Genomic DNA, 24826 nt, shown 5'->3' with positions numbered 1-24826 from the left:
TTTCCCTCCGGGAGAGGGCCGGGGTGAGGGCCATCTGATCGCAACATAAAAAAGGCGGCCAGATAGCCGCCCGTTCATTTAATCGCCCCGCGACACCCGCACCAACTGGCCATTGTCGTTGATCAGCCAGAAAGCGCCGTCGGATGTGACCTCTATGTCCCTTATGCGGCCGAAGCTGCGTAGGAAGCGCTCTTCACCCACGACACGATTGCCATTGAACATAAGGCGTACCACGCCGCCCGGAGTGAGCGAGCTGATCAACAGATTGTGCTGCCACTCCGGGAACATTTCGCCTTCGTAGAAAGTGGCTCCGGACGGCGCTATCACCGGGTCCCAGTAGTAAACCGGCTGCTCCATGCCTGCTTGCTGAGTAATACCCGAACCAATTGGCACGCCGCTGTAATCAATACCGTAGGTAATGATCGGCCAGCCATAGTTTTTACCCGCCTCTGGGCGGTTGAGTTCGTCGCCGCCGCGCGGGCCGTGCTCAACTGTCCACAAATCGCCGCTAACCGGGTGAATCGCTGCGCTTTGCACGTTGCGGTGACCGTAGGACCAGATTTCTCCGCGCCGGTTGGCCTGACCTACAAATGGATTGTCTTCAGGGATGGAGCCATCCGGATGAATGCGCACCACTTTGCCAAGCAATGAGTTGAGATCCTGCGCCTGTTGGCGCGGTTGCGGATCGGAGCGCTCGCCCAGGGTGATATACAGCAGGCCGTTGCGATCAAACGCCAAACGCGAGCCGTAGTGCAGGCTGGAATTCCACTCCGGCACTTGGCGGAAAATCACCGTCACGTTTTCCAGGCTGCTCTCATTATCGGCCAAACGCCCGCGCGCAACCGTGGTGCCATTGGCGCCATTGCGGCTTTCGGCATAACTGAAATACACCAGCCGATTGTTGGCAAAGTCAGGATCGAGGGCGATATCCAGCAAGCCTCCCTGCCCGTTGAAGTACACAGTGGGCAGACCTCCCACCGCAGAGGTCTGGCCTTCACGGGTGACGATCACAATTGTGCCGCCGCGCTGGGTAATGATGAAGCGACCGTCCGGCAATTCCGTCATACCCCAAGGGCTAGACAAGTCTTCGGTCACCACTTGTGTAGCGAGAGAAAAATCCGATCGTACTTCCGGTACACGAGTTTGCCCTGGGAATGCCGGACTGTAGGGCGCGTTGGCCGGACCTGTGCTCACCGGAGGACCAGAAGGATCAGGGACACCACTCGAGCTGGAACTGGAAGAGGAGCTACTCGCTGAAGAACTGTTTGAAGACGAACTGCTCGATGAAGAACTGGATGACGATGCACTGCTTGAACTGCTAGAGCTGGAACTACTACTGCTTGAACTACTGGAACCGTCACCATTACTACCGCAAGCAGCCAACGCAGCAGCCAGAACCAAAGCAATACTGGCTTTACTCAGACTTGCGACTTGCGATTTGTAGTCGATATTCATAATACATCCCCCGCTTTTTTGATGAACCTTTGAAGCAACGGCAATAACATCAACGCACGCTTCTTAGGATGTCTGGATGTTTCTTTTTTACGACCTCTTGAGTTTTTAACGACTTCTTGAGCGCTCCGCCGTATAAGCAGAATTCACTCCAAAAAAAACCAGATTAAACTAACGCAGAGAAGATAGTGAAACGATGACGCCGTTCTCAGTTACACAGCGATTAGAAAAATAATGCAGAAAAATGCGGAAAATCTGTGGGAAAATCACTGCCCAGAGCGAAGCCGGGCAGTTTTATTGTCGTCTAATTAATAAGACAATATGATCTTTCGAGCGCGTTGCGTTGCGCGAAAAATATTACTATTTTTTCTTCATGGCTTGCTCAAAAAGTGCAGCCATAGTTCCTTGTTTTACATCCGCTTTAAATTCACGATTTTGTGGTGCACGTTTTTTCGATGCGGGATCAGCTGATGTCGCGGTGCGATTTTGTCCCGGCTCGTCACTCAATCGCATGGACATGGCAATGCGTTTACGCTGCACATCCACTTCCATGATTTTTACCCGAACAATATCGCCCGCTTTAACCACGGAATGCGGATCCTTGACGAAATTTTCCGACAACGCGGATATATGCACTAAACCGTCCTGATGCACCCCCACATCCACAAACGCGCCGAAATTAGTAACGTTGGTTACCGTACCTTCCAGAATCATGCCGGGCACCAAATCTTTAATGGTTTCGACACCTTCCTGGAATTGTGCGGTTTTAAATTCCGGACGCGGGTCGCGGCCGGGTTTGTCCAACTCTTTGATGATATCGGTCACGGTTGGCAGGCCGAATTTTTCATCGACAAATTCCTGCGGTTTCAACGCGCGCAAAAAGCTGGTGTCACCGATTAATTGTTTGATTTCACGCCCGCTTTTCTGCGCGATTTTTTCCACCACAGAATAGGATTCCGGGTGCACTGCAGATGCGTCCAGCGGGTTTTCACCGTTGGCGATGCGCAAAAAGCCTGCGGCCTGTTCAAACGCCTTTGCCCCCAAGCGTGGAATTTCCAGCAATTGGCGACGGCTTTTCAGCGCACCATTTTTATTGCGGAATTCCACAATATTGCTGGCGATGGTCTGGTTTAAACCGGCCACACGCGCCAACAAAGGCACGGATGCCGTATTCACTTCCACACCTACCGCGTTTACGCAGTCTTCGATTACCGCATCCAGCGCTTTGCCAAGACGGGTTTGCGATACATCGTGTTGATACTGGCCGACGCCGATGGATTTGGGTTCGATTTTTACCAATTCCGCCAGTGGGTCCTGCAACCGCCGCGCGATGGAAATCGCCCCGCGAATGGTGACATCCAAATCCGGAAATTCTTTGGCAGCGAATTCCGAGGCGGAGTAAACCGACGCACCGGACTCGTTCACCATGACTTTTTGCACTTTCAAATCTTTATGGCGTTTTAAAAAGTCGCCAACAAATTTATCGGTTTCGCGACTGGCAGTGCCGTTGCCAATGGCGATCAAGCCGATGTTGTGTTTTTTGCACAAATGCAGCAGAACCGCTTCGGCTTCCTGAATACGATTTTGCGGCGGCGTTGGAAAAATAGCGCCGTGGTCTACCACCTGACCAGTCGCATCGATCACCGCGACTTTTACGCCGGTGCGCAAGCCTGGGTCGAGACCTATAGTGGGAATTTGTCCTGCCGGTGCAGCCAGCAACAAATCTTTTAAATTGCGCGCAAAAACTTCGATGGCTTCAGCTTCTGCGCGTTCACGCAATTCGCTGAGCAAGTCGGTTTCCAGATGGGTCAACAATTTTACTCGCCAAGTCCAGCGCACAACTTCACTCAACCAGCGATCCGCCGGGCGACCTTTGTCCTGGATTTGGACATGTTCTGCCACCATGATTTCGCACGGATGCAATTGTGTCGGTTCCAAGTCTTCTTTTAATTCCAGCGCCAGCGCCAAAACACCTTCATTGCGGCCGCGGAACATGGCCAATGCGCGGTGCGATGGCGTTTTGACCAATAATTCTTTGTGCTCGAAATAATCGCGGAATTTTTCTCCTTCGACTTCTTTGCCAGCAATCACCTTCGAACTCAAATAACCGTCGGTGCGCAAAAAGTTGCGCAATTTTTCCAGCAGCGCCGCATCTTCGCTGAAACGCTCCATGAGAATTTGTTTGGCGCCGTCGAGCGCGTCTTTGGCGGTTTCGATTTTGTGTTCGGGATTTAAATAGGTCGCGGCCACGGCTTCGGGATTTTGCGTTGGATCCTGCAGCAGCAGATCCGCCAGCGGCTCCAATCCGGCCTCGCGCGCAATTTGCGCTTTGGTGCGGCGCTTTGGTTTGTAGGGGAGATAAAGGTCTTCCAGCGTGGTTTTGGTCTCGGCGTTGTGAATTTGCGCCGCGAGTTCAGGGGTGAGCTTGCCCTGCTCTTCAATGGATTTCAGGATCGTTGAGCGTCGATCCTCCAATTCACGCAAATATTGCAACCGCTCTTCCAGGTTGCGCAGCTGTGTATCGTCGAGCCCGCCGGTGACTTCTTTGCGGTAGCGGGAAATAAACGGCACCGTGGCACCATCGTCCAGCAAGCCGACAGCGGCCTGCACTTGTTGGATATTAACCTGCAATTCTTGCGCGATTCGGGAATAGATTGTGTTCATGAGATGGCGATTCATTAACGGAACAAGGGGCGCATTATGCGGAAACCGGCGAGTGTCAACAATGCCGACATTCACCTGCCAACCTAGATGGGCCGGCGATCATTATGCGGCATCACAAAAGCAGTTGGACGTTTTTAGCGTATTTATAAGGCTTTTTTAGCTGGTTTACGTGCGCGAGTCGGACATGCTTAAAACTTATTCACGCAATTTTTTTAGATAGTGATTTGAGACCTTGTACAAAACAAAACACAACAGTATGTCCAGCACTATGCTGACGGCCTGAGGGAGGTGGGGACGAAAAAAGTCTCCAATTACGTAGGTCAAGGCGATTGCCAAAGCCAAAGCAGGAAATGCACTCACACGGGTGGTCCTGATGAAGTTGTCTTACCGAGGCCGCCAAATCGTTCGGGTCTGAACGCTTAAATCTCGCTCATATATCGGCTAAATAACGTCGTTCGTCCCAGATGATTTGTCTCAAGCCCGACTGAACAGACTCGCGAAAAACGCGGCTCCTGTGAAAAAAGTAGACTAATTTCTGCTGCAATGCTCGTTAAATTCGGCATAGCCGAGTGACATTTTTCGTCAATAATTTGCCAACTATTCACAAAAAACGGCAAAAAACCTGTCGGCTTTTTTAACCTTAGCAACCAATGTCGCACCCCTAAAACGCGCGCAAAATTCTAATTCACTGAATTACTTTCAGTTTTATTTCTTGGCCACCTTGTTGCTTAGTTACAAACAGGTTTTGATGATCTTTCCCCAGAAGACACCTTCAGCAAATCCAAGTTGGGGCAAGGGGAAAACAGAACAGAGCGTTGCAGGGAAACTCGCAGCGTTTACGCAAGAGAGGTGACAGTCATGTCCAGGGAATTTCACCAACACAGCCTGATTGCACACGACCTGTTTGATCGCGACGGTACTGCCTTATACGCACCGGGTGCCGCGACCAATGAATCCAGCGCTGTAGTCAACGATGAATCCGCCGACCAGCTCACTCCCCAGCTGCAAGTCCGACGAGCTAATATCTCTGAAGATCTCTGGGAAGAAGCGCGCCGTCGCCATTGTGCAGCACGCCAAAACTGGCGCAGCCTGCTCGACAAATATGTGAAACCCCATCACTGATTAAGCATTACTACTCAAACTGATTAACAGTTGATCAATTCTAATTAACGGACGCCGGCGGACCCACCGCCACAGCACTGCTCTCGCTGCCGTTGAATTTCCACAAATCCCCTTGCGTTATTGACTCATCGAGTCAACGCATGGATTTTGTGCGAAAAATAAACAGCGAAGAAGAAGGATTTCAGGGAGAGGTAGGCAGGAGAGGAGTGCCCGGCCGAGATTGGCCGGGCGCAGCATTATCAAGAATGCTGGGGTTCCGCGTCATTCAGGGAAGCCACAAACTCCAGGAGTTCCGTCAACTGTTTTGTTTTGCGGCTCCCGATCTTTTCGGCGAGCGCATCGTAATGTCGGTTCAGCATCGGTTGCACCTTGTTATGCAGGCGCTTGCCGTTGGCGCTGAGCTTGATGGTCAGCTCACGCAGGTCACCTTCGGAAGTGCGGCGGGACAAAATCCCATCGGCTTCCAGACGGTTGAGAATGCGCGAGAGACTCGGCCCCAGAATCGCACTTCGTTTTGCGAGTTCTTGGGCATTCATTTCGCCGTATTCAAAAGATGCGCGGATAACTCGCCACTGCTGCTCCGTCAGGCCAAAGCCTGCAAGTGTATTCCGCACTTGCGCAACAGAGGCTTCTTTCGCCTTTTGTAATAAGATAGGGAGAGTCTCCATAGGATGATTCATGTGCCTCTTAATATCAGATCAAGGAGCCATAATCATAACCAACAGGTTGAATAATGCGCCACAACTTGTTCAAAAATGACACAAAAAATCTAAAAACATAACTTGTTATGGCGATTTGACAGCGAGTCCAGTTCCTCAATCCCTTATAAGACAAGCTTTCCGCCGTTTTTGCTAAACCCGTTCATAAGAGACGCCTAAATGCCCGTAAGGTGCCAGATGCCAGAGGTGTGAGCGCAAATTTGCGCGCCACACCCCGGTTTACCGAAGTAGCCCTCGAGCAGCCCCCGACACAGGTTAAATAACGATCGGCTGGAAGGCAGTGAGAGCGTCGAGGGAAGCGGCGCTACCTAAGCCGTGAGTGAGGCCGCGACTGGTGAATAATTGAGCAAAATTACCCTGTTCACCGTGTAGAGCCATGTAGTTGAGGATGACCGTCTGCACCAGTTGGCTGACGTTATTAGCAGCGGGGCTGGAGGCGGTCTCCACATCGCCGGAAGGTCGCATATAGCCGATTTGCTGATGGCGCGCCGCGCGCGAAGTCCCCTCTTCCAACAGTTCGGGCCTGCCCAGCGGGTTGTACACCAGGAAAAAGGACGCCGCCGTCTGTTGGCTGTCGCCGGTCCACACACCCTTACCGCCGCCGTTGGGGGAGTCGTCGATCATACCGTTGCTGAACACCGAGCCGTCGCTGAACACGTACAGCATCAAAGGTTTGCGTTTGCGCGCGGCGTATTCCAGACACGCTCCCATACAGCGCCCGGCGCGTAAATCGCGCAATTCGCCGGTGGCGCGGTCGCCGGTGTGGTAGTCAAAGCCGCCCATGGTGATAGTGCCGGCGCCGGCATAGCCTTCGATCACCAGCTTCATCACCGAGGCGGTTTTGCGAAATTCGCCGTCTTTCATTTCGTCCTCGGTAAAGATACCGTTCGGCCCGACTATATCCGGGTCGGCTAAGGGATCCAGAGAGGCGGGGCTGGAGTAGCGCTCAGCGAGGCCTGCGCTTTCCAGATACTTGCACGGCACTGCCTGGCGAATAGCCTCGGCAGTCGCGACGCGATCCATCTTGTGTTTGGACATGTGGTACATGGTCTCCATAACGGCGACCACCTCCTCCTTGCTCAGCAGTCCCACCAAATCTCCCACATCCACCAAGCCAGTGACATCCGAGGGCCGGTCGATTTTGGTCGGGCGCACCTCGCTGTTGACCAGCATGGCGGGTGCGGCGGAATTGCCGCCGGACTCACTGCTCTGCGAGCCGCACAGCGCCAATAAAGAACCGCGCGCCCCGGCCATATGGATGCCGTACATGGGATTGTGCGGGTTGTTACCGGTGTCATTTTCCGACCGTGCCGCGATCACTGCGCCGTTGATATTGGCCTGAGTGGCGGGACTGGTGCGATCGAGAATGCCGCGCAAAAAACCGCTGTCCGAATGAAAGGCCAACCCCAGGGTGGTATCAATAAAGGTGCCCTGCGTCGGCAGCATATTGGAGGGCAGCCCTAACTTGCTGTAGCCGGAGGTATCGAGAAAATCCAACTGGCCGCCGCGTCCGCCGACCAGCACATTGGAACCGGCGATATTGGCACCGCCTGCCAGGTCAAAGCAGATAAAAGGAATTTTCCCAGCGCCATCGAAGCTGATACCGCAGGCGTCAATCACGCTCTGGTCGATGGAAAGCGCATTCGACCGTCCCGGCAAACCGAGAATGGAAGCGCCCAATACCGTTGCCATACCCGCTTGAAAACCCTGGGCAATAAACTCGCGGCGCGTGCGCGGACGGCTGTGGTCGCCGTGGCGAAGGGGCTCGTCCAATTGAAAAAATCTGCGTTTAGCCATAAGCCACTACCTCGGTGAATTCGCGAAAGCTATCCGTCATACATCCTCCTTACTGCACCAGCATCACGGCGCTGCCCAGCGCGGCGGCGCACACGGCGGTGATGGTGTTGCTGACCACTTCCTCACTGCACCCTTGCGCCGGGCAGGACGCCGTCATGGTGTCGATCAATTCGTTGAGCCGTTCGCGACTGTCTACCTCGTAGGGCTGATCTTCCAGCTCGGTGTTTTCCGCCACTATGTGGTGGGCGAGCAGAGCTTTGAGCAGAGGGTTGATCAGGGCGTCGCGATCGTCGTCATCGAATGTGCCCGCAAAACCCGGGAAGAAGGCCTGGCGACCGGATAATTCGGTCGCCAGCACATTGCAGTACTTCACCGCCAGCTGGGTGATGCCCATCTGATGCGCCACCAGGAAGCTTTTGATGTTTTCCGTCGGCGGCATCTGCTGTTTCACCGTATCGTAGGTTTTCGCCACCCCGGCATGGGTTACCGGGATGCCGGTCATGGCGGATAAAGACGCATTGATTTCCGCAAAGGTGCGCACGCCGACGCGCGGCTGCGGCTCGAGATCGGCCGGCTCCGGTGGCGGTGGCGCAGGCTCTTCCACGCGGTCGCGGCTGAGCTTATCGATGCGATCAAAACTGAGAAAAAACTGGTCCAGCTCGGGGCCTTGTTCCGCTTCTACCACCGCGCCGAACTCGGAGGTTCCCAGAAGCGGAATTCCCTTCTCCGGGTCGTAATCGTCTTTGCGCAGCGTGACTTTCAGATTGGCAAAGGACTGACCGACTTTGGCTTCGCGACCGTTTATACCTATGCGCAAACCTTCAATTTCGATATCGCGCGGCGGCGTTTCGGTGAAGCTGTAGAAATAGGGGCGGTTGAACAAATAGCTGTAATCGTCGAACTGTTCGACCTGGAAGACGATATAGGCGTCGTCCATGCCGTCGATCAGATCGCTGACGGAAAAAGCCAGCAGAATTTTCTGCCCCACGCCCACGCCATAATTGATTTTGATCTGCTCTTCCTTGAGAGCGCGGTTATGAATAGCCAGAAGTCGGATGGTGCCGCGCCAGGGATACTGGCCGTCGGTTTCATTGCCTAGCACCAAAGCGAAGGTCGGATCCCATTGGCTGATATTGCCGGCAGCCAGGGAATCGGTATTGACCCGCTCGCCGTTGACGTAGAGGCGGCGACCATTGATGGCATCGTAGGTAGCCACCACATGTTGCTGTGTCGCCAACAGGTCGCCATCGTCGGACGACAACACCGGAGCGCCATTGGCATTGGTGGTAGTGGAGCGGTTGGCAAAATCGTAGCTTTGCCCGGTCTGCCCGAGCATAAAGTTGCGCGAATTCTCTTTGCCGGCGTAATTGATAATGCGCGCCGGTCCCTCTTGCGTGATATCGGCGGGCACCACCCAGGCTTCGATGCTGTATTCACCCGTCTCGGAAATATAACGATGCAGCTTTCTGCTCGTCTCGACGTTTCCCTGCAAGCGTCCGTTATTGAACCGGACTCCCCAGTTGCTAACCCACTCCACATCGCCGATCAAGTTAAGGGTCAGTTCCGGAGGGAACCCAATGGAGTAGTCATTCGCCTGAGTGTCTTTACCTTCCTTGAAGTTGTAGAGCGCAATCGCGTTGTTCTCTACCCTGCCACCCTGGCTGATGGCGGTACCGTCTTTAATGCGCATGGCCTTACTGGCCAGCAGAGTTGTGTCCAGTTCGCGCACTTCCATGGTTGCCGCAAAGGCTTCCAGCGCGGCCTCCATAGTCGCACCCGCCGCCGCGCAGTTATTGTCCCAGCAGTTGTGGGCCTCTTCGCGCAGACGCACCACCAGGCGTGAACGCGACGCATCGCGAGTACCGTCCTTCAGCACGTTAAACAGCATCTTGGTCTGGGCCGCCGCATAGGCGACTGCTACATCACCACTGGCGAGATAAGGCTGCACCGGCGATTGGAGCGCATCCGCCCTATGGCAATCCGCGCAGTATTGGCGCAGCAACGGATAAACATGTTGCGCAAAACTGGCAGTATCCGTGGGGAAAGTCAGACTTGAACTGACATCCAACGGTGACGGCACCTTCAGAGCGGTCTCGGTCAACGCAACCTCTCCTGTGTCAAACACCCATTTACGGATCCAGGTACCGATCTGGTCAGCGCAGAAACTCGACGCTTGCCGCCAACAGTTGTGGCCGCCAGCGACCTTCTTAACCATTGGCGATTCATCCGGCTTTGCGAGATTCACGAAAGGCAGGATGGCCTCATAGGCTTTATTAATGTCATCGGTGCGAGTAAATCGAGGAGTGTGATCTTCCGTATGGCAAGCGCCACAGCGGCCCGGGTCCACCAAGTTGTCCCACACATTGATCTTGAAATTCTGCACATCCGCGCTGGCAGGATCAGGGCCGTCATAAACAATGCGCGGGGTTTCCGTGGTCGGCAGCGGCGGTGGATTTTCCGCGCCTGTCTTACCGCTGCCACTGCTACAACCGCCAAATAAGACAGCGGCAAGGGCTATCAGCAGAAGCCTACTGCCTGTGATATTCAAGCCACACAAAAGATGTGACCGCTTACATTTATCGACAATCCGGTCCATATCACTCCCCTTTGCAGTAGTCAGCCGCTGCCGCAAATACCGTTTTCAGGCGGTAGTTATCTGCAGCAAAGTCCTGCTTCATGGTGGTTATAGCAGCGCGATCCGTTGCATCTTCCGGCTCACGCAAACAGACCGCGCGAAACACTTTGGTCACATGACACTGGGCGAAGGCGTCGCTGTAGGCCAATTCCTGCCCCAGGCTTTTGGCGCCATAACCGCTACCGGGGAGCGCCGGGCTCCATCCCAACTGGGCGTTGACACCCGCGCGCCAATAGTTGTCCCAGCGGTCATCCTGAGTAACAAAACCGTAGGGAAAGGTGGTGCTGTTGATGCGGTATTTCTTGTTCACGCGAGTGCCGGTGGCCTCGTCGATCTGGCCTGCGGCGTTGTAATGAATTCGCCCGTGTTCGCCGGTGAGATCGTTGTCCGCGTCGTACAGAAAGTCGTAATAGGCAAACGCCTGTGCCAACGGATCCATACCCGCGTGGCAGCCAAGGCAGCCATTGAGAAACGCCCGCGCATCACCGCCGGGTGAACGCGATACGTCCTGGCGGATGCGGTCGGGAATGCGCGTAGTGTCCTGCAGCTGTTCCAGGTCGTGGCACAGGTGGTTCAGCAAGGTAAAACGCAGCTGCGCGCGATTGGTGCCGGCGATAAAAAACGCTCTGGCGGCGGCGCGGCTGGTAATCACGCCCGCCGTTGCTTCCGCTGGCAGGCCGGTAACGGTTGACTGCAGCTGGCGCACCAGCCGGTCTTTGAAGACATAGGGCGGACCGGAAGAGGGGCCGGTTTCCAGTTCTACATAGTGCTCGTTATCTGAGGTGCTATAGGCTGGCGATACACCGCTGGCGGTGTAGATCACGTCGTCAAACAACACCTCGCGAAAGTCGCGCTCATCGCGCACCAGTCCCATCACCGTGGCTATGTAATCGTTCAAGGGCACAAACTGCGTCTGATCGCGGTTGGTCCAGGGCGCCACCCAGTTTTTTAAGGTCACCCGATAGAAGGCATCATTGTCCATCGCCATTTCCGCTGCCGCGCGCCCGTTGCCGGTCGATTCAATGCTCGCCTTCATCGCCAACAACATTTCCTCGCTCGGAGGAATACCGGCGATGCGATCGTGGATGCGTTTGGCCTGCTCCAGCGTTCCCGCTACGGCGGACCACGTCATAAAGAGCGAACAGACAACTGCTAGGCGCACGCTGACGCCTACCGCTGCTGAGCGGATCAATTTGTAGGAATTCATGTCAGGTCTCATCCTCGACTAAGTGCGACAGACCCGCGGAGGTTGAACCACGTGGAAGATCGGTCGCCGATACTGCATCAGTCCAATTGCACGGTCGGAGCGGGTATTCACTTTCTCTACCGCGCGCCCCGCTTGAGCACGTTTTGTTCCAGGAGCCGAAACAAAACGATGGACGAAATCGGCTGGTGCGCTTTCTGCTAATGCGTTTGTCGCATGACAGCAGCCGTTAAGCCGCCGAAACACAGCACTGGCCGGCATTTAAAGGAAAGGTTAGTCGTCAACGACTACTTTTGAGAGGTAACGGCGGACGTTTTATGTGAATCGGGTTGCAAATTCCCGCCAAAAATCTCTGGCAGAAAGCTATGCCGGTCTTTATCGCAACTACTTTTAAAGCTGTATCCACCTGTACGTTATATAGACAGGGGTCCATTAATTAATCGAGGAATCGAGCAATACCTCACCCGTTAAGGGTTGCTGCTGCATGTGAACGCGGCGCCAGAGCGCCGCTCAGAGTCACATATCTCCCTATTGCGGCAGTACGAGGAACGCAGAGAGGCATATTTGTGGTTAGCCAACTTCCCTTGTTTCCGTCTTTTGTCCGCCTGGCCGTGCGCACGACCTGCGCGTTGGCAGTTATCGCCCTGGCGAGCGGATGTGATGTCACGGACAGCGGCTCCGGCGGTTTTCAGGGTTCCGACCCGGTGGTCGTCGACTACCCCGTCGCTTATGTGGAACGGCCACTGCCAACCAACGAACAAGGCAATCCGGCAGAGCGGGATATTCTCGACCCGGCGGCCTTTTACCCGGGCGCGCGTCTTGTCCTAAAAATCCGCGCCTCAGCCTCCGCCGCGGAAACCGTGCTGACGGACGATGTATTTCCGCGCAATCCGGACGGCACACCTGCCCTCTACGACGTAAAAGACCTGTCCACCTCCTGGGACGGAAAAAAGCTGCTGTTTTCCATGCGCGCCCCGGAAATTCCCAACGCCAGCGACGACGAACAACCGACCTGGAATATCTGGGAATACGATCTGGAAACCCGCGTTCTGCGCCAAGTGATCGGCAACCACATCGCCGGCTCGGGAGAGTACACGCCGGACATTTTTGCCGAAGAAGGCCACGACGTGGCGCCGCTGTATCTGCCGGACGGACGCATTCTGTTTTCCTCCAACCGCCAGGAGCGCGGCCGCGCCATTTTGTTGGATGAAGCCCGCCCGCAATACCACGGACTGGACGACAAGCGCGACCAGGAATCCTTCGCCCTGCACGTGATGGACGCCGACGGCAACAATCGCCAGCAGATCACCTTCAACGCCAGTCAGGACCTCTACCCCACCCTGCTCGACAACGGCGACATCATCTTTTTGCGCCGCGACGCCATTGGCAGCCACAATCGCCTGAGCCTCTATCGCGTCAAACCCGATGGCACTCAGCTCGAGCTTTATTACGGCTACCACTCGCAAAACACCGGCACTGGCGACAGCCGCGCCGTGTGGAGCAAACCTTATGAACTGGAAGATGGCCGCCTGCTGGCGATCCTGGTGCCGCGCACCGGCGTGCGCCTGGGCGGGGACATAGTCGCCATTGCGGGCGAAGACTTTACCGATATTCTGCAACCGACCGCCGGCAACAAGGGTGCTGCAGGCCCGGCGCAAGTCAGTCTGGCCGCAGGCGCGGTCGATACGCGCGGGCAATTGCCTTCCCTGGGCGGCTATTTCAGTTCCGCCTATCCTCTCTACGACGGCACGGGTCGTCTGTTGGTCAGTTGGAGTCAGTGCCGCCTGATCAATCCGGATACCCAAACCATTGCCCCCTGCACGGAAGAATTGCTGTCCACCGGTGCCCAGCCAGCGCCCTTGCTTTACGGACTGTGGATTTACAACCCGGAAACGCGCACCCAACTGCCGGTCAAAATTCCCAAGGAAGGCGTTATGTTTACCGATGCAGTGACCCTGCGGCCCAAACCTCGCCAAACCTCCTGGCGTCCGCTGGAGCCAGATTCCAAATTGGTCGATGAAGAAGTTGGCGTTCTGCATATTCGCAGCATTTATGACGTGGATGGTTCAGACGCAGCGCCCGGTGGCGGCATAGCCGCGATTTCCGATCCTGCCCGCACACCCACCGACAACCGCGAGCGTCGTTTTTTGCGCATCGTCAAAAACGTACCCATTCCCGATGACAACGTGCGCGATATTGGCAACACCGCCTTTGGCGTCTCCGCCGCCCAGGGCATGCGCGACATTATTGGTTATGTGCCGATCGAGCCCGACGGCTCCGCCAAATTCAAAGTACCGGCAGATGTTCCCTTTATGTTTGACATAGTGGATGCGCGCGGTAAACGCATAGGTGGACGGCATCAGAACTGGCTGCAGCTGCGCCCCGGAGAGGAGCGCGAGTGCACCGGCTGCCACACGGCGCAAAGTGAAGCGCCGCATGGCCGGCAGGATGCGGAAGCAATGAGTATTTATGCAGGCGCGCTCGGCGGCATGCCGTTCCTCAATACACAATTGCGCGATGAAAATGACTTGCCGCTCTCAAATCCGCGAACCGGTGAGACCATGGCCGAATACCACGCGCGCATCTACCAAACACCGCGCATACCCTCGGTCGATTTGATCTTTAGCGACGAATGGACCAACGCTGCAGCAGGGTTGGAGGCCGGCGCTGATATTCGACTGACCTACAGAAATATTGAGCAAAGCATCAACGCCAACCCGCGCGATCCCAAATGCCCGCCGTTGGAAGTGCCACCGCCGCAATGGACTCCGCCCACCCGGTGTACCGAAGGCGAATGGGACAGCAAATGGGACAGCAAATGGGACAGCAAATGCCGTATCACGATTCACTACGAACACCATATACAGCCGCTCTGGGAGGCCGATCGCCGCATTTGTGATGAGGCGGGGAATGTCATCGAAGATCGCACCTGTACTACCTGCCATTCCAGCGGCCCGGCCAATAATGTGCAGGTTCCCGCGGGACAATTGGAATTGACCGGTGATGCATCTCCCGATAACGCCGCCCACCTCAGGTCTTACCGAGAACTGCTATTTACCGATAACGAGCAGGAAGTAGTAGACAATTCCTTAACAGATGTGGTGATTGAAAGACCCACCGGCGAATTTGAAACTGACGAAGATGGAAATTTGCTTCTCGATCCTGACACCGGCGAACCAATTCCGATTATTGAATTCATTAATGTCACAGTGCGACCACCTATGAATGTCGCTGGAGCGCGCAACAGCGGCCAATTTTTCGGGCGTTTCGAACAAGCAAACCCTGTTTATGATATTCAGCATGTGGGTTTTCTCTCAGATGACGAGTTAAAACTGATCGCGGAGTGGCTGGATATCGGCGGCCAGTATTACAATGACCCGTTCGTAGCGCCGGAAGAATAATTTTTGACCAACATGACTTTCTCCTTCACTCCTGATCGACACCATGGATCGTGGTCTTCAAGGCGCCCTCCGCTGCCGCGCGCGCTATTTTTTTTCGCGGCGCTTGTCATGACGTTTTCCTACGATATTTCCCACGCGCAGATTGCTATCTCCCCTTCACACAATGCGATTTCCCGCGTGCAAGAGACTTATTCCCAGACACAAGACACTTCGTCGCTCTGGAACGACAGAGCGAGCATAGTCGCGATTGTCGGCTCGCCCTTTATCGAACTCTATGTATACCCAGGTCGCGGTTACGCGCGTTTTCATGCGGTGGAAAAAAATGAACGGATTCGTTTATTCAAAAGCCGTACGGACTGGTACAAGGTCGAAACGCAAGACGGCAAAGTCGGCTGGGTTCCGCGGCGCGATCTCGTCAATCTCTACGACACCGACGGTTATCCGCTCGATTTCCGCACACCGTCCTGGAGCGAAGCAAAAGATCCCTGGCAATTAGGTCTGATGGCTGGCGAAATGGACGGCGCTACCATGTACACATTGCAAACAGGTTATAGATTTACCCCGAATATCTCCGGCGAACTCAAATACACCCAGGCATTTGGCGACACCTACAACACTAAGCTCACCAGCGTAATGCTGGTCCACCAACCGTTTCCGCACTGGCGAGTCTCGCCATTTTTTACGCTCGGCGCTGGCACCATGAAGGTTTTTCGCGATGCCGTATTGGCAGAAGCGGAAGATGAAAAAGACAACGCCGTGAGCGTCGGAGGCGGCCTTATGGTTTATGTCACATACAAAGTCATTGCACGGCTGGAATACAACCAACACACGCTGTTAACCACCCGTGACAACAATCAAGAGGTTGAGGAATGGAAAGCTGGATTCAGCGTGCTGTTTTAACTCTGGCGCTTATGGCCTGCTCCGCCACCGGCCTGGCCCAGCAGGACCGCACGGTGCTTGACGACGTGATCAGCCCGGATTTGGAACGCCGCACCATAGATGAAGACAAACTGGATACTGAAAATCTCGAAATCGGTTTTTACGCTGGCGTAATCAGTGTGGAGGATTTTGGCTCCAACGATGTCTTCGGCGCGCGCATTGGTCTCGCCATCACCGAAGATTTTTTTCTCGAAGCCAACGTCGCCAGCGCTACGCTTTCCGAAACCTCCTATGAAGAATTGAGCGGTGACGTTCGCCTGCTCAGCGATAAAGATCGCGAGATGGTGTATTACAACCTCGGCCTGGGTATCAATTTATTTCCCGGTGAGGTCTATATCGGGCGCTGGGCATTCAACAGCAATATTTATCTGATCGGCGGTGCGGGCAACACGAAATTTGTCGATACCGAATTTTTTACCTATTACTTCGGTGGCGGCTGGCGTTTGTTTTTAACCGACTGGCTGGCGCTGCGCATGGATTTTCGCAACCACGTAATGGAACACGAATTATTTGGTGAGCCGAAAAAAATTCAGAACCTGGAAGGCCACATGGGGCTGAGTCTGTTCTTTTAATCAATGCAGTTTATTGACGGGTGACCTATGCAACGCTTCTTCGCTTTTTTGTTCGCTGCCATTTTCAGTCTTTCGCTTCAGGCCAAAGAATTATCCGGCCCCGCGCCTGACTTCACCCTCACTGCGCTCGACGGCAGCAAGGTGAAACTCTCCGATCTCAAAGGCCAGGTGGTGATGCTGAATTTCTGGGCCTCCTGGTGCGGCCCCTGCCGGCAGGAAATGCCATTGCTGAATGATATATACGCAAGCTACAAAAAAGCAGGCTTTGTGTTGCTCGGCATCAACGTTGACGAAATCGTCGACGACGCCAAAGATTTTATGAATAAAACTCCGGTCAATTTTCCGGTGCTGTTGGATTCCGACGGTAAAGTAGCGGGTCTCTACAAAAACCAAGCAATGCCTTCCAGCTATTTTATCGACCGCAAAGGCAATCTCGTGCATTTGCATCAAGGTTATAAACCCGGCGAAGAAGCGGAATACAAAAAAGTCATCAAAAAATTGCTGGCTGAATAAACGGCTGGCGGAGCGTATATATGCTGCGCGTGATTGGTATTTTTCTCATGATTCTGGCCTTCAGCGGCTGTACGTCATTTAAGCCGTGGGTAAAACCTTACGAGCGCGGGTTGCTGGCGGATCCAATTATGGCGTTTGATCGCGATCCGGTTGCATCCAAATATTTGATGCACGTTTACGAAGCTCGCGAAGCCGCGCGCGGCGCAGAAGGCGGCGCAGGAGGCGGTTGTGGCTGCGGTTAATCGCCCCGTCCAATATCTCGCAACTCTTTTTCTGTGGTTGGCGTCACTCCATTGCGCAGCTTTGGTTATTCCCGAAGATCGCGCCGATGCCATGTACCACTCCTACGACGGCGGTGGCGTTACTATCGATGGGCCCTCCATTTTGGTGCGCAAAGGCTTTAAAGAAAAAGTCTCGGTTTACGCCAACTATTACCAGGATATGGTCTCCAGCGCGTCCATCGACGTGCTCACTTCCGGCAGTAAATATTCTGAAGAACGCACCGAATACAGCATAGGAGCCGATTATCTCGTCGACCGAGCCCTGCTTTCTTTCGGTTACACCAATTCCACTGAAAGTGATTACGACGCAAAAACTTTTAGTTTTGGCGTGAGTCAGGATTTTTTTGGTGATATGACGACCTTGTCCCTCGGCTATAGCCGGGGAGACGATGAAGTCCGGCGCAATAATTCCGACGGTTCGAGCGATTTTGTCGGCGATGCCCAGCGCCAGCGTTACAGCCTTGGCTTAAGCCAGATTTTGACGCGCCGCTGGATTATTTCCTTTAGCGCTGAAACGGTTGTCGACGATGGATTTTTGCGCAATCCCTATCGCCAGATTCGCTATATTCCTTCAATCGGTGGCGAAGTCGGTTACGCACCAGAAGCTTATCCTGAAACCCGCAACAGCGACGCATTTGCTGTGCGCACCATGTATTACCTGCCTTATCGCGCGTCCGTCCGCTTTGAAGCGCGCGCGTTTAATGACAGCTGGGGCATCAAGGCGGAAAATTACGAAATCCGCTATACCCACCCGATTCGCTCACGCATGCTGCTGGAAATCAAAGGTCGCCGCTATTCGCAAAATCAGGCGGATTTTTATCAAGACCTTTTCCCCTTCGAAAATTCCCACGAATTTATGGCGCGGGATAAAGAACTGAGCACCTTTAGCTCCAACAGTTTCGGCCTGGGTCTGACCTACGAATTCGCCTTTAAATTGCCATTTGCGAAAAAACACAGCGCCAGTCTGTATTGGGACTTTATCCAGTTCGACTACGAAAATTTCCGCAATGCCTTGCTCAGCAAAAAAGGCAGCGAAGAAGAGATAGCGAAATATCGTGTCGGCGAAGAACCCACCTACGCTTTCGAAGCCAACGTGATTCGCATTTTCTATACGGTGAATTACTGATGAAAGTGCGCCATATTTTTACTTATGGCTCCCTGATGTTTGAAGAAATCTGGCAATGCGTTGTACGAAATCCGTATCAACGGGAAATTGCCTGGCTCGACGGCTTTCGCCGCACTTGCGTCCTCGGCGATACCTATCCTGTTATTCTGCCCCGTTCCGGCGAAAAAGACCTGCAGGGCTTTTTGTACCTCTCCGTCAACCCGCTCGATTTGCGCAAGCTTGACGATTTTGAAGGCGATTATTACTACCGCCGCAAGGTTTTCCCTCGCATTCGCAGTGGTAATGCATACCGAACCATAGAGTCGGAAACCTATGTTCTTAAACCGCGCTATGCGCATCTGGCGTCTCTAAGACCATGGGACCCGCAAGGTTTCGAAGAACGCCATTTAAAGCACTTTATTCGAACCTACTGCACCCTCTAAATTTCGTTGCGCAGAAATTTGTTCAATACGCAATTCGCATCCAATTTTGCAAAATCCACTTTCCTTAGCATTTCATTGTAGAGGTGAACTGCGACAGTTCTCTGTGTAACAACATCATCAAGCTGCAACTCGCCATCCAGCAAATACTGCATACAGCGATAATGCACTGGATAAAACATATCGATTGGTTGCGCCTCGGAAAATAGCTGCTGCTCCTTTGCGAAATAGGTAATCGCATCCGGACCTATAACGCCCCAGGGCATTTCCGCAATGCTTTTACCCAAACCGAGGTGTTTTTTGAGTTTCAAACGTCTTCTTTTGGATTTTTTATACCAGGGCGGGACGAAAAACGGGTCATAGGCCGCATTCAAAAGACTGTCCAGCAATTTACTGTCTTTCGGCAATGCCAGGACAGCACCATTAATTCGATTATCTTCCTCAAAACCAAATAAATATCCGGACGCCGGCAGCGACAAGGGTTTCAAACAATAGACATCGCAATCGATATAAATGCCGTCTTGCTGCTTCAGCAGTTGATAGCGGAATAAATCCGAGAATAAAGCGTAGCTGCCGGTTTTTTTATGCTTGATGATATTTTTTTCCGCAATGATTTCCCTAGCATTAAAAATCGTCACACCATCTGGCACGTCATTTATATCGCCATAAGTATGCAATCGCACTTCATGGCCGCGCATAACAAAGGACTTAAGGCAGCAGCGAGAAAGAGCGCCCAATTCGCGCCCAACCCATAAGGCATGAACAACAGGTAGTGGCTGAGTTGACATGTAAGAAGCCCCTGACAAGAGATAGGTACTCTGGCGAATGCGCCGCAACGGCTGGACGGTGCATAGTGGAAGGGGTGCGATTATACAAGACGAGAGCGCTTCAAACCTTAGCTTACCGTACCTGCAATTGCCCTCTGGCATAACCAAATGCTGACTATACTTATCCCATTACCCTGACCCGCAGAGGGAGAATCTCTATGCATGAATCTGAGGCCCGATACCTCAGTCCTGATGAAGTAGCTCGCTTTTGCGGAGTATCGATACAAACGGTTACATCCTGGCTGCAGAAAGGAAAGCTGCCAAGCAACCAGGAGAGCGGCGAGCACTTGGTCAGAGCCAGAGACCTGGTCCACTTCATGCACCAAAACCACCTCGCCATCCCGGCCGAGCTGTTATCGGAACATACCCACGCCAGCACCAACCCAGTCCCCAAGGCGCTCGTCGTCGACGAAGACAAACCCATGGCCAACGCCATCGAACGCGTGCTGCGCAATATGGGATTGGAAGTGCTGCAGGTCAACAATGGCTTCGATGCCAGCGTCACCTACATCCGCCGCAAGCCACATTTAATGACTCTGGATCTCAACCTGGAAGGAATTGGCGGCGTTGAACTGATTGAACATATCCGCAACACCCAAACCCACAAAGCGAAGATTCTCGTCATCTCCAACTCCATGCCCAGCCTGATGAGCAAAGCCAAAGCCGCAGGAGCCGATGCTGTCATCACCAAGCCTTTTGATAATGACAGTTTGCGGAGGGCGGTGAGGATTTTGTTGGATCTCGGATAATGAGGCTCTCTGTCACTTCGTTAAAGCGACAATAGCCCCGTCAACCTCTTGAAATTTTTTCCTGGAAAACGCAACGCCATAGTTTTTGAAACGTCGGATAATAAATTTGCTTTCGTCAAAGAGATGAGCTTCATCCACATCAAAAACAACAGCTGCAGTAAAACTCCTTCCCACCTTCGAATCCAAAAACATGTACCGACCGAATGATGATACCCACTGCCACATCACCTTGGGGTGATCAATTTGGCGTGTCGCTATATAGTCGTTGACGTCATATTTTGTGTGAAAAAGTACTGCTATATACGGCATATTTACCCGAGAGGTTACCGAGATAAACTCCTTCTCCGGCACAACCTCGTCCGCCAATTTTATTGCCTCACCCAAAGATTCGAAGAAAGCTCTACCAATCTGGTTCTTGTAATCAAAGAAATAATAGTGGCAAAAAGATAAAGAGCTCACAACAAACATAGCAATTACAACAATCCCAGCTACTTTAGAAGCACTATGTTTAAATAAGCACTCTACACCCACCGCGGCAAAAATGATCAAAGGATAAAAAATTATATTCATCCTGTTGAAGTTCACACTGACAGAAGCACAAACTGCAACGGCGGCCAGAAACCAGAGTAAAATTGAAAAAATCGGCAAAGACTTGGGATTTTTTACCCAGTCAACCACCATCACCACCAGCCCTATAACAATGAAAGGCAGACTGAATTTATATAGATAACCGTACTCGGATATGCTGTTATAAAAATTTCCATCATGGAAATTGTCCAGAAGAATTCTTTTAGCCGTCAGCAGATTGTTTGCCATTTCGGTAAGCTTATCTCCCGCAGAGAGTACGCTTATTTCTGTAAACCGATTAACACCGGTATATCTTGGAATAGAACCAAAAGAAGAAACTATCGGATCCCACTCATAAAGATTAATCAAGATAAACAGAATCATTGGAATTGCCAGAACCAACATCACAAGATGGGACCAGCAAAGAGTTTTGAGGGGAGCTGAACGAGTGACCAAGGCAAAAATTAATATGCCAGCTGCAACTATCGGAACAAATAGATATGCGCTGCCATAAGCGTACAATGAAAGAGATAGGAGAATTGCGTAGGCGAGCCAAGCACCTCGCCTCACATCAGCCCATAACAAGAAGGCAAAAGCGCCAAGGACGAAGGACGATAGTCGGAAAGATATTGGCTTCCAGCGCCCATCGGCTCATCATTAAATGCCATGGGCTAATCGCCACCAAAAACGCGGCGAGCAGCGCCCCCATCTCTGATCTAAAACGCAACACTATCCAATAGGCAGCAAGGATGGAAAGCGCACCCAGAATCGCTGCAGGCAGGCGAAATGAAAAAACAGATAAATCAAGTACTGCAATAAAGGGCAGAGCAAGATAGGAATACAAAGCATTTTGCCCACTGCCCCAAGCCACCAGATGTACCGGAAATGCATAACCATTTCGATCGACACCTTCGGTGAGCAAAGCATAGGCGTCATATCCCGCAGAAGCCTCGTCCTGATTTAAGCCGGCGGGTAAGCTATCGAGTTGAATGAATCGCAGCATGCAACCAAAGACAAAAATCGCCAGCAAGTACTTATTTTGCTTCGCCAAGTCAATCCAATACTTCACGCAGTACATCCTCAGAAAATAAAACTATCGATATCTTCTTAAAACAGGGTTTAGCCAATTGGCATGGTCGCTGTTTATGGGGCCAAGAGAATTAACCACCAGAGTTAGCTTGGTAATACCTTTAATATTTAAGATCACCTCACCTTCAATTTCACCACCACTCATTCTTCCCGATTTCCATAAGAGCTTTCCGTCACCGTATACTTCAAATCTCATGGAACCATTTCGAGAATCTTCGTTAACCCCCACCCTGAATCTAAATGCCTCATAGTTCCCATCAAGGGAATACTCAATTCTGGAGTTGGCATGCGTACCAAGTCCGTGCCGGTATCTGATAAATCCAACAGAAAAATCATCACCAGCAACAGTTTTGTTAATGTTCAATCTGCCCCAGTCTTGCCGAACCGAAGTGGGCTGCAGTTCTGTCAGCCTGATTTCGTTATCCCGAATTGATTCGTTGGCCCAGAAGAAATATTTCTCGGCAGCCAATGGGACAACTAAAACACATAAAAGAATAGCTTCCGGAAGCCCTTTGATTTCCATTAAGCGGCGTCCAATAACCTTTGCTTTATGAAAAGCTCTTGGCCACCACGAGTCGAGCATAAATGCTGCAAATACGAGACAAGAGAAAAATGCCAAAGGCTTCCAAAGCTCATCACCGCGCAGCGGCAAAACGATCAGGATATTGAGCAAAGCGCAGAGCGTTACCAGTAGTGCAATAGGCAGGGAGCCATTCGCTCTCACGATGTAGAAGATCGCAATGACACTAGCGGAAAAGAGGTAGCGCTCATGCATGCCCGGCAGAACGATAAAAAAGCCAAAACTACAGGTGAGTGCGGCTCGCCAAATATAGGAATCTAGAGTGGAAACATCTGCTCCTTTACGCTCTTGATAAACCAGATAACAACCTTTTGAAAACACCGCGATTGATAACAGGGCAAACAACAATATACCGACATTCTTGATAGTGGCAGCCTCCCCCAAAAGCAATGGCAACACCCGCAAATTATCGGGTTGCATATTTCCATAAAATGCCATCCAGGTATTAGCAGCATACATTGTTGCAAGCGGGTATTGTCCGAGAGTCTTCACGTATGCATTATCGAGCACACCAAGCAAATTTTTTCCGACAGCAAAGGGCAACAGCACCAACACAAGCAAAAAAATCGCTGGGATTATGCTTATCAGGCTAATTTTCAGCTGTCTAAAAAAAATGAAACCAAATACCGGAGCAAAGGCAATCATCTGAAACTTTGTTAACAAAGCCAGACAATAAAGTGGGACTATCAAAATAAAATAGCGTGATGAAGCTGAATGTGCGGCCAATAGGCCCACTGCAACAACGGCAGTGGGGAACAAATCAACCTGCCCCCACATAGGTCCATCGGATAGGAATACTGGATTAAGCGCAGTCAGCCAGTTAATAAACTTCCGCTTTTCTGGCGAAACAGTCCACTTCTGGGTTAGGTCATATACCAACCTGATGATAAGCAAGTGCACGAACATTACGGGGATAACAGAGAGCGCCTTCACCTCGATATGAGTTTCGAGAGACAGCCCCAAAACACTCGCCAATTTTGCACACACCCACAGCCAGTGAACATACACAGGTGGATAGTTACCCTCAAACCCTCCATACCCTTGGGTCTGAAGCTGCCGTATCCATTCGCGCCAGTAGCCTATATCGCCGTCGTAACCGTAAGACAGCAAACAAAACAAGTTGGCAAAAACACTTGCTATCAGGTAGGTGTTTAATTCTGAAAATTGCCCTTTTCTTCCCGCCAAATCTGTGGCAGATAAATTCCCGTGTCCTAATTTCATTCTGAAGAACCCTCACATCTCCGTTGCACTTTCTGAATATGAAACTTCGGTCTGCGCTTGACCTCGCTATAAATTTTGGCGAGGTATTCACCTAAAACACCTAAACAAAGAAGCTGAACACTGCCAATAAACAGCAGAGGCAACAATATAGACGCCCATCCCGGCATAGCCTCATCGGTAAACACCCTGATACCCAAAACCCACGCCAGGGTTAGCACGGACAAAAAGCTGGATAAAAAGCCGAGAACTGTAATTGCTCGGAGGGGAACCGTAGAGAATGAAGTAATGCCTTCCCAGGCAAAAGAAAGCATCTTTTTCAGCGGATATTTGCTCTCCCCTGCAAACCGCTCCTTTCTTTCATACTCTACTATTGATGAGGGAAAGCCAACTTCCCGAATAATACCTCGCAAAAAGAGATTGGCCTCTGGATAGGACTTAAATGCTTCCAGCACACGCCGCGACATCAAGCGGAAATCGGCGTGGTTAAATACTAGGTCGACGCCCATCTTTTTCATCAGATGGTAATAACCTTCAGCTGTAAATCTCTTAAAAAACGTGTCCGTTTTACGCTCGGAACGAACACCATATACAACATCACTACCATTCAAATAGTGATCGACCATCAGCTCGATATTTTCCGGCCCGTCCTGCAAGTCGGCATCAATACTTACGACTATATCTTCCGTCGTATAACATAGGCCGGCATAGAGCGCTTTCTGATGCCCACGGTTACGGGATAGTTTTATACCAACTACATATTCGTCTTGCTTGGCCTTTTCCTCAAGAATCGACCAGGTCGCATCCTTACTGCCGTCGTCCACAAAATAAATTCTGGAGCTTTGATTTACCTTGTTGCCCTCGAGCAACTTATCCAACACCTTTCTTAACTCAACAAACGTCTGCGGCAAGACTTCCTGCTCGTTGTAACAAGGAACAACTATTGCCAAGC

The 24826-nt window shown here is 52.2% G+C and carries 20 protein-coding genes; 9 read left to right on the top strand and 11 right to left on the bottom strand.

All coding sequences use genetic code 11. The features are described 5' to 3' along the window. Positions 1 to 78: 78 nt before the first annotated feature. Both DWB84_RS13360 and DWB84_RS13355 read right to left on the bottom strand, forming a co-directional pair. The gene (locus DWB84_RS13360) at positions 79 to 1455 is read right to left on the bottom strand and encodes a PQQ-dependent sugar dehydrogenase (protein ID WP_187410313.1); all 1377 of its coding nucleotides are present in this window, start codon (positions 1453 to 1455) and stop codon (positions 79 to 81) included. 357 nt (positions 1456 to 1812) lie between these two features. Continuing rightward, on the bottom strand, positions 1813 to 4116 hold the full coding sequence (locus tag DWB84_RS13355; RefSeq protein WP_187410312.1) for a Tex family protein: 2304 nt from the start codon (positions 4114 to 4116) through the stop codon (positions 1813 to 1815). 858 nt (positions 4117 to 4974) lie between these two features. On the opposite strand from DWB84_RS13355, the gene DWB84_RS13350 reads away from it, so the two are divergent. Next, positions 4975 to 5238 carry a hypothetical protein gene (locus DWB84_RS13350; protein ID WP_187410311.1) on the top strand — a complete coding sequence of 88 codons (264 nt, stop codon included), beginning with the start codon at positions 4975 to 4977 and terminating at the stop codon, positions 5236 to 5238. Between the two features lie 239 nt (positions 5239 to 5477). Here the strand turns inward: DWB84_RS13350 and hpaR are convergent, their stop codons facing one another. The 4 genes from hpaR to DWB84_RS13330 form a co-directional block, all read right to left on the bottom strand. After that, on the bottom strand, positions 5478 to 5906 hold the full coding sequence (hpaR, locus tag DWB84_RS13345; protein ID WP_187410310.1) for a homoprotocatechuate degradation operon regulator HpaR: 429 nt from the start codon (positions 5904 to 5906) through the stop codon (positions 5478 to 5480). Positions 5907 to 6212: 306 nt separating this feature from the next. Further along, a complete protein-coding gene (locus DWB84_RS13340; protein ID WP_187410309.1) occupies positions 6213 to 7754 on the bottom strand; it encodes a general secretion pathway protein GspF in 1542 nt (513 codons plus the stop codon). Positions 7755 to 7803: 49 nt separating this feature from the next. Continuing rightward, positions 7804 to 10350 (bottom strand): LamG domain-containing protein, encoded by a 2547-nt coding sequence (locus DWB84_RS13335; RefSeq protein WP_187410308.1) that lies wholly within the window; start codon positions 10348 to 10350, stop codon positions 7804 to 7806. A gap of 1 nt (position 10351) precedes the next feature. Continuing rightward, a complete protein-coding gene (locus tag DWB84_RS13330) occupies positions 10352 to 11521 on the bottom strand; it encodes a hypothetical protein (protein ID WP_222868201.1) in 1170 nt (389 codons plus the stop codon). Positions 11522 to 12159: 638 nt separating this feature from the next. Between DWB84_RS13330 and DWB84_RS13325 the strand changes: the two genes are divergently transcribed. The 7 genes from DWB84_RS13325 (at position 12160) to DWB84_RS13295 (ending at position 18847) form a co-directional block, all read left to right on the top strand. Next, complete coding sequence (locus DWB84_RS13325; protein ID WP_370589719.1) at positions 12160 to 14994, top strand: hypothetical protein; 2835 nt, start codon at positions 12160 to 12162, stop codon at positions 14992 to 14994. A gap of 108 nt (positions 14995 to 15102) precedes the next feature. Beyond that, on the top strand, positions 15103 to 15894 hold the full coding sequence (locus tag DWB84_RS13320) for an outer membrane beta-barrel protein (RefSeq protein ID WP_187410306.1): 792 nt from the start codon (positions 15103 to 15105) through the stop codon (positions 15892 to 15894). Then, entirely contained in the window at positions 15864 to 16505 is a 642-nt protein-coding gene (locus DWB84_RS13315) for an outer membrane beta-barrel domain-containing protein (RefSeq protein ID WP_187410305.1), read from the top strand. The genes DWB84_RS13320 and DWB84_RS13315 overlap by 31 nt, the downstream gene beginning before the upstream one ends. Before the next feature lie 27 nt (positions 16506 to 16532). Then, on the top strand, positions 16533 to 17018 hold the full coding sequence (locus tag DWB84_RS13310; RefSeq protein ID WP_187410304.1) for a TlpA disulfide reductase family protein: 486 nt from the start codon (positions 16533 to 16535) through the stop codon (positions 17016 to 17018). 20 nt (positions 17019 to 17038) lie between these two features. Beyond that, on the top strand, positions 17039 to 17260 hold the full coding sequence (locus DWB84_RS13305) for a DUF4266 domain-containing protein (protein ID WP_187410303.1): 222 nt from the start codon (positions 17039 to 17041) through the stop codon (positions 17258 to 17260). Beyond that, a complete protein-coding gene (locus DWB84_RS13300; protein ID WP_370589718.1) occupies positions 17247 to 18425 on the top strand; it encodes a DUF3570 domain-containing protein in 1179 nt (392 codons plus the stop codon). The genes DWB84_RS13305 and DWB84_RS13300 overlap by 14 nt, the downstream gene beginning before the upstream one ends. Next, on the top strand, positions 18425 to 18847 hold the full coding sequence (locus DWB84_RS13295; protein WP_187410302.1) for a gamma-glutamylcyclotransferase family protein: 423 nt from the start codon (positions 18425 to 18427) through the stop codon (positions 18845 to 18847). The genes DWB84_RS13300 and DWB84_RS13295 overlap by 1 nt, the downstream gene beginning before the upstream one ends. On the opposite strand, the gene DWB84_RS13290 is transcribed toward DWB84_RS13295, so the two are convergent. Continuing rightward, the gene (locus tag DWB84_RS13290; protein WP_187410301.1) at positions 18844 to 19632 is read right to left on the bottom strand and encodes a glycosyltransferase; all 789 of its coding nucleotides are present in this window, start codon (positions 19630 to 19632) and stop codon (positions 18844 to 18846) included. The two genes, DWB84_RS13295 and DWB84_RS13290, sit on opposite strands and share 4 nt — an antisense overlap. A gap of 197 nt (positions 19633 to 19829) precedes the next feature. On the opposite strand from DWB84_RS13290, the gene DWB84_RS13285 reads away from it, so the two are divergent. Next, positions 19830 to 20420 carry a response regulator gene (locus DWB84_RS13285; RefSeq protein WP_187410300.1) on the top strand — a complete coding sequence of 197 codons (591 nt, stop codon included), beginning with the start codon at positions 19830 to 19832 and terminating at the stop codon, positions 20418 to 20420. Between the two features lie 12 nt (positions 20421 to 20432). Here the strand turns inward: DWB84_RS13285 and DWB84_RS13280 are convergent, their stop codons facing one another. From DWB84_RS13280 to DWB84_RS13265, 4 genes are all read right to left on the bottom strand, one after another. Next, positions 20433 to 21371 carry a hypothetical protein gene (locus DWB84_RS13280; RefSeq protein WP_187410299.1) on the bottom strand — a complete coding sequence of 313 codons (939 nt, stop codon included), beginning with the start codon at positions 21369 to 21371 and terminating at the stop codon, positions 20433 to 20435. Positions 21372 to 21558: 187 nt separating this feature from the next. After that, positions 21559 to 22056: a phospholipid carrier-dependent glycosyltransferase gene (locus DWB84_RS13275; protein ID WP_187410298.1), complete on the bottom strand. Its 498-nt coding sequence runs from the start codon at positions 22054 to 22056 to the stop codon at positions 21559 to 21561. 24 nt (positions 22057 to 22080) lie between these two features. Then, positions 22081 to 23877, bottom strand: coding sequence for an NPCBM/NEW2 domain-containing protein (locus DWB84_RS13270; protein ID WP_187410297.1), 1797 nt, complete (start codon positions 23875 to 23877; stop codon positions 22081 to 22083). Next, complete coding sequence (locus DWB84_RS13265) at positions 23874 to 24824, bottom strand: glycosyltransferase family 2 protein (RefSeq protein ID WP_255428991.1); 951 nt, start codon at positions 24822 to 24824, stop codon at positions 23874 to 23876. The genes DWB84_RS13270 and DWB84_RS13265 overlap by 4 nt, the downstream gene beginning before the upstream one ends. Between the last annotated feature and the right edge of the window lie 2 nt (positions 24825 to 24826).

Origin of the sequence: Saccharophagus sp. K07 (assembly GCF_014336955.1) — a bacterium.
Lineage (GTDB): Bacteria > Pseudomonadota > Gammaproteobacteria > Pseudomonadales > Cellvibrionaceae > UBA5868.
The sequence above is the reverse complement of the archived record's forward strand: the minus strand, read 5'-3'. Positions and strand labels throughout refer to the sequence as shown.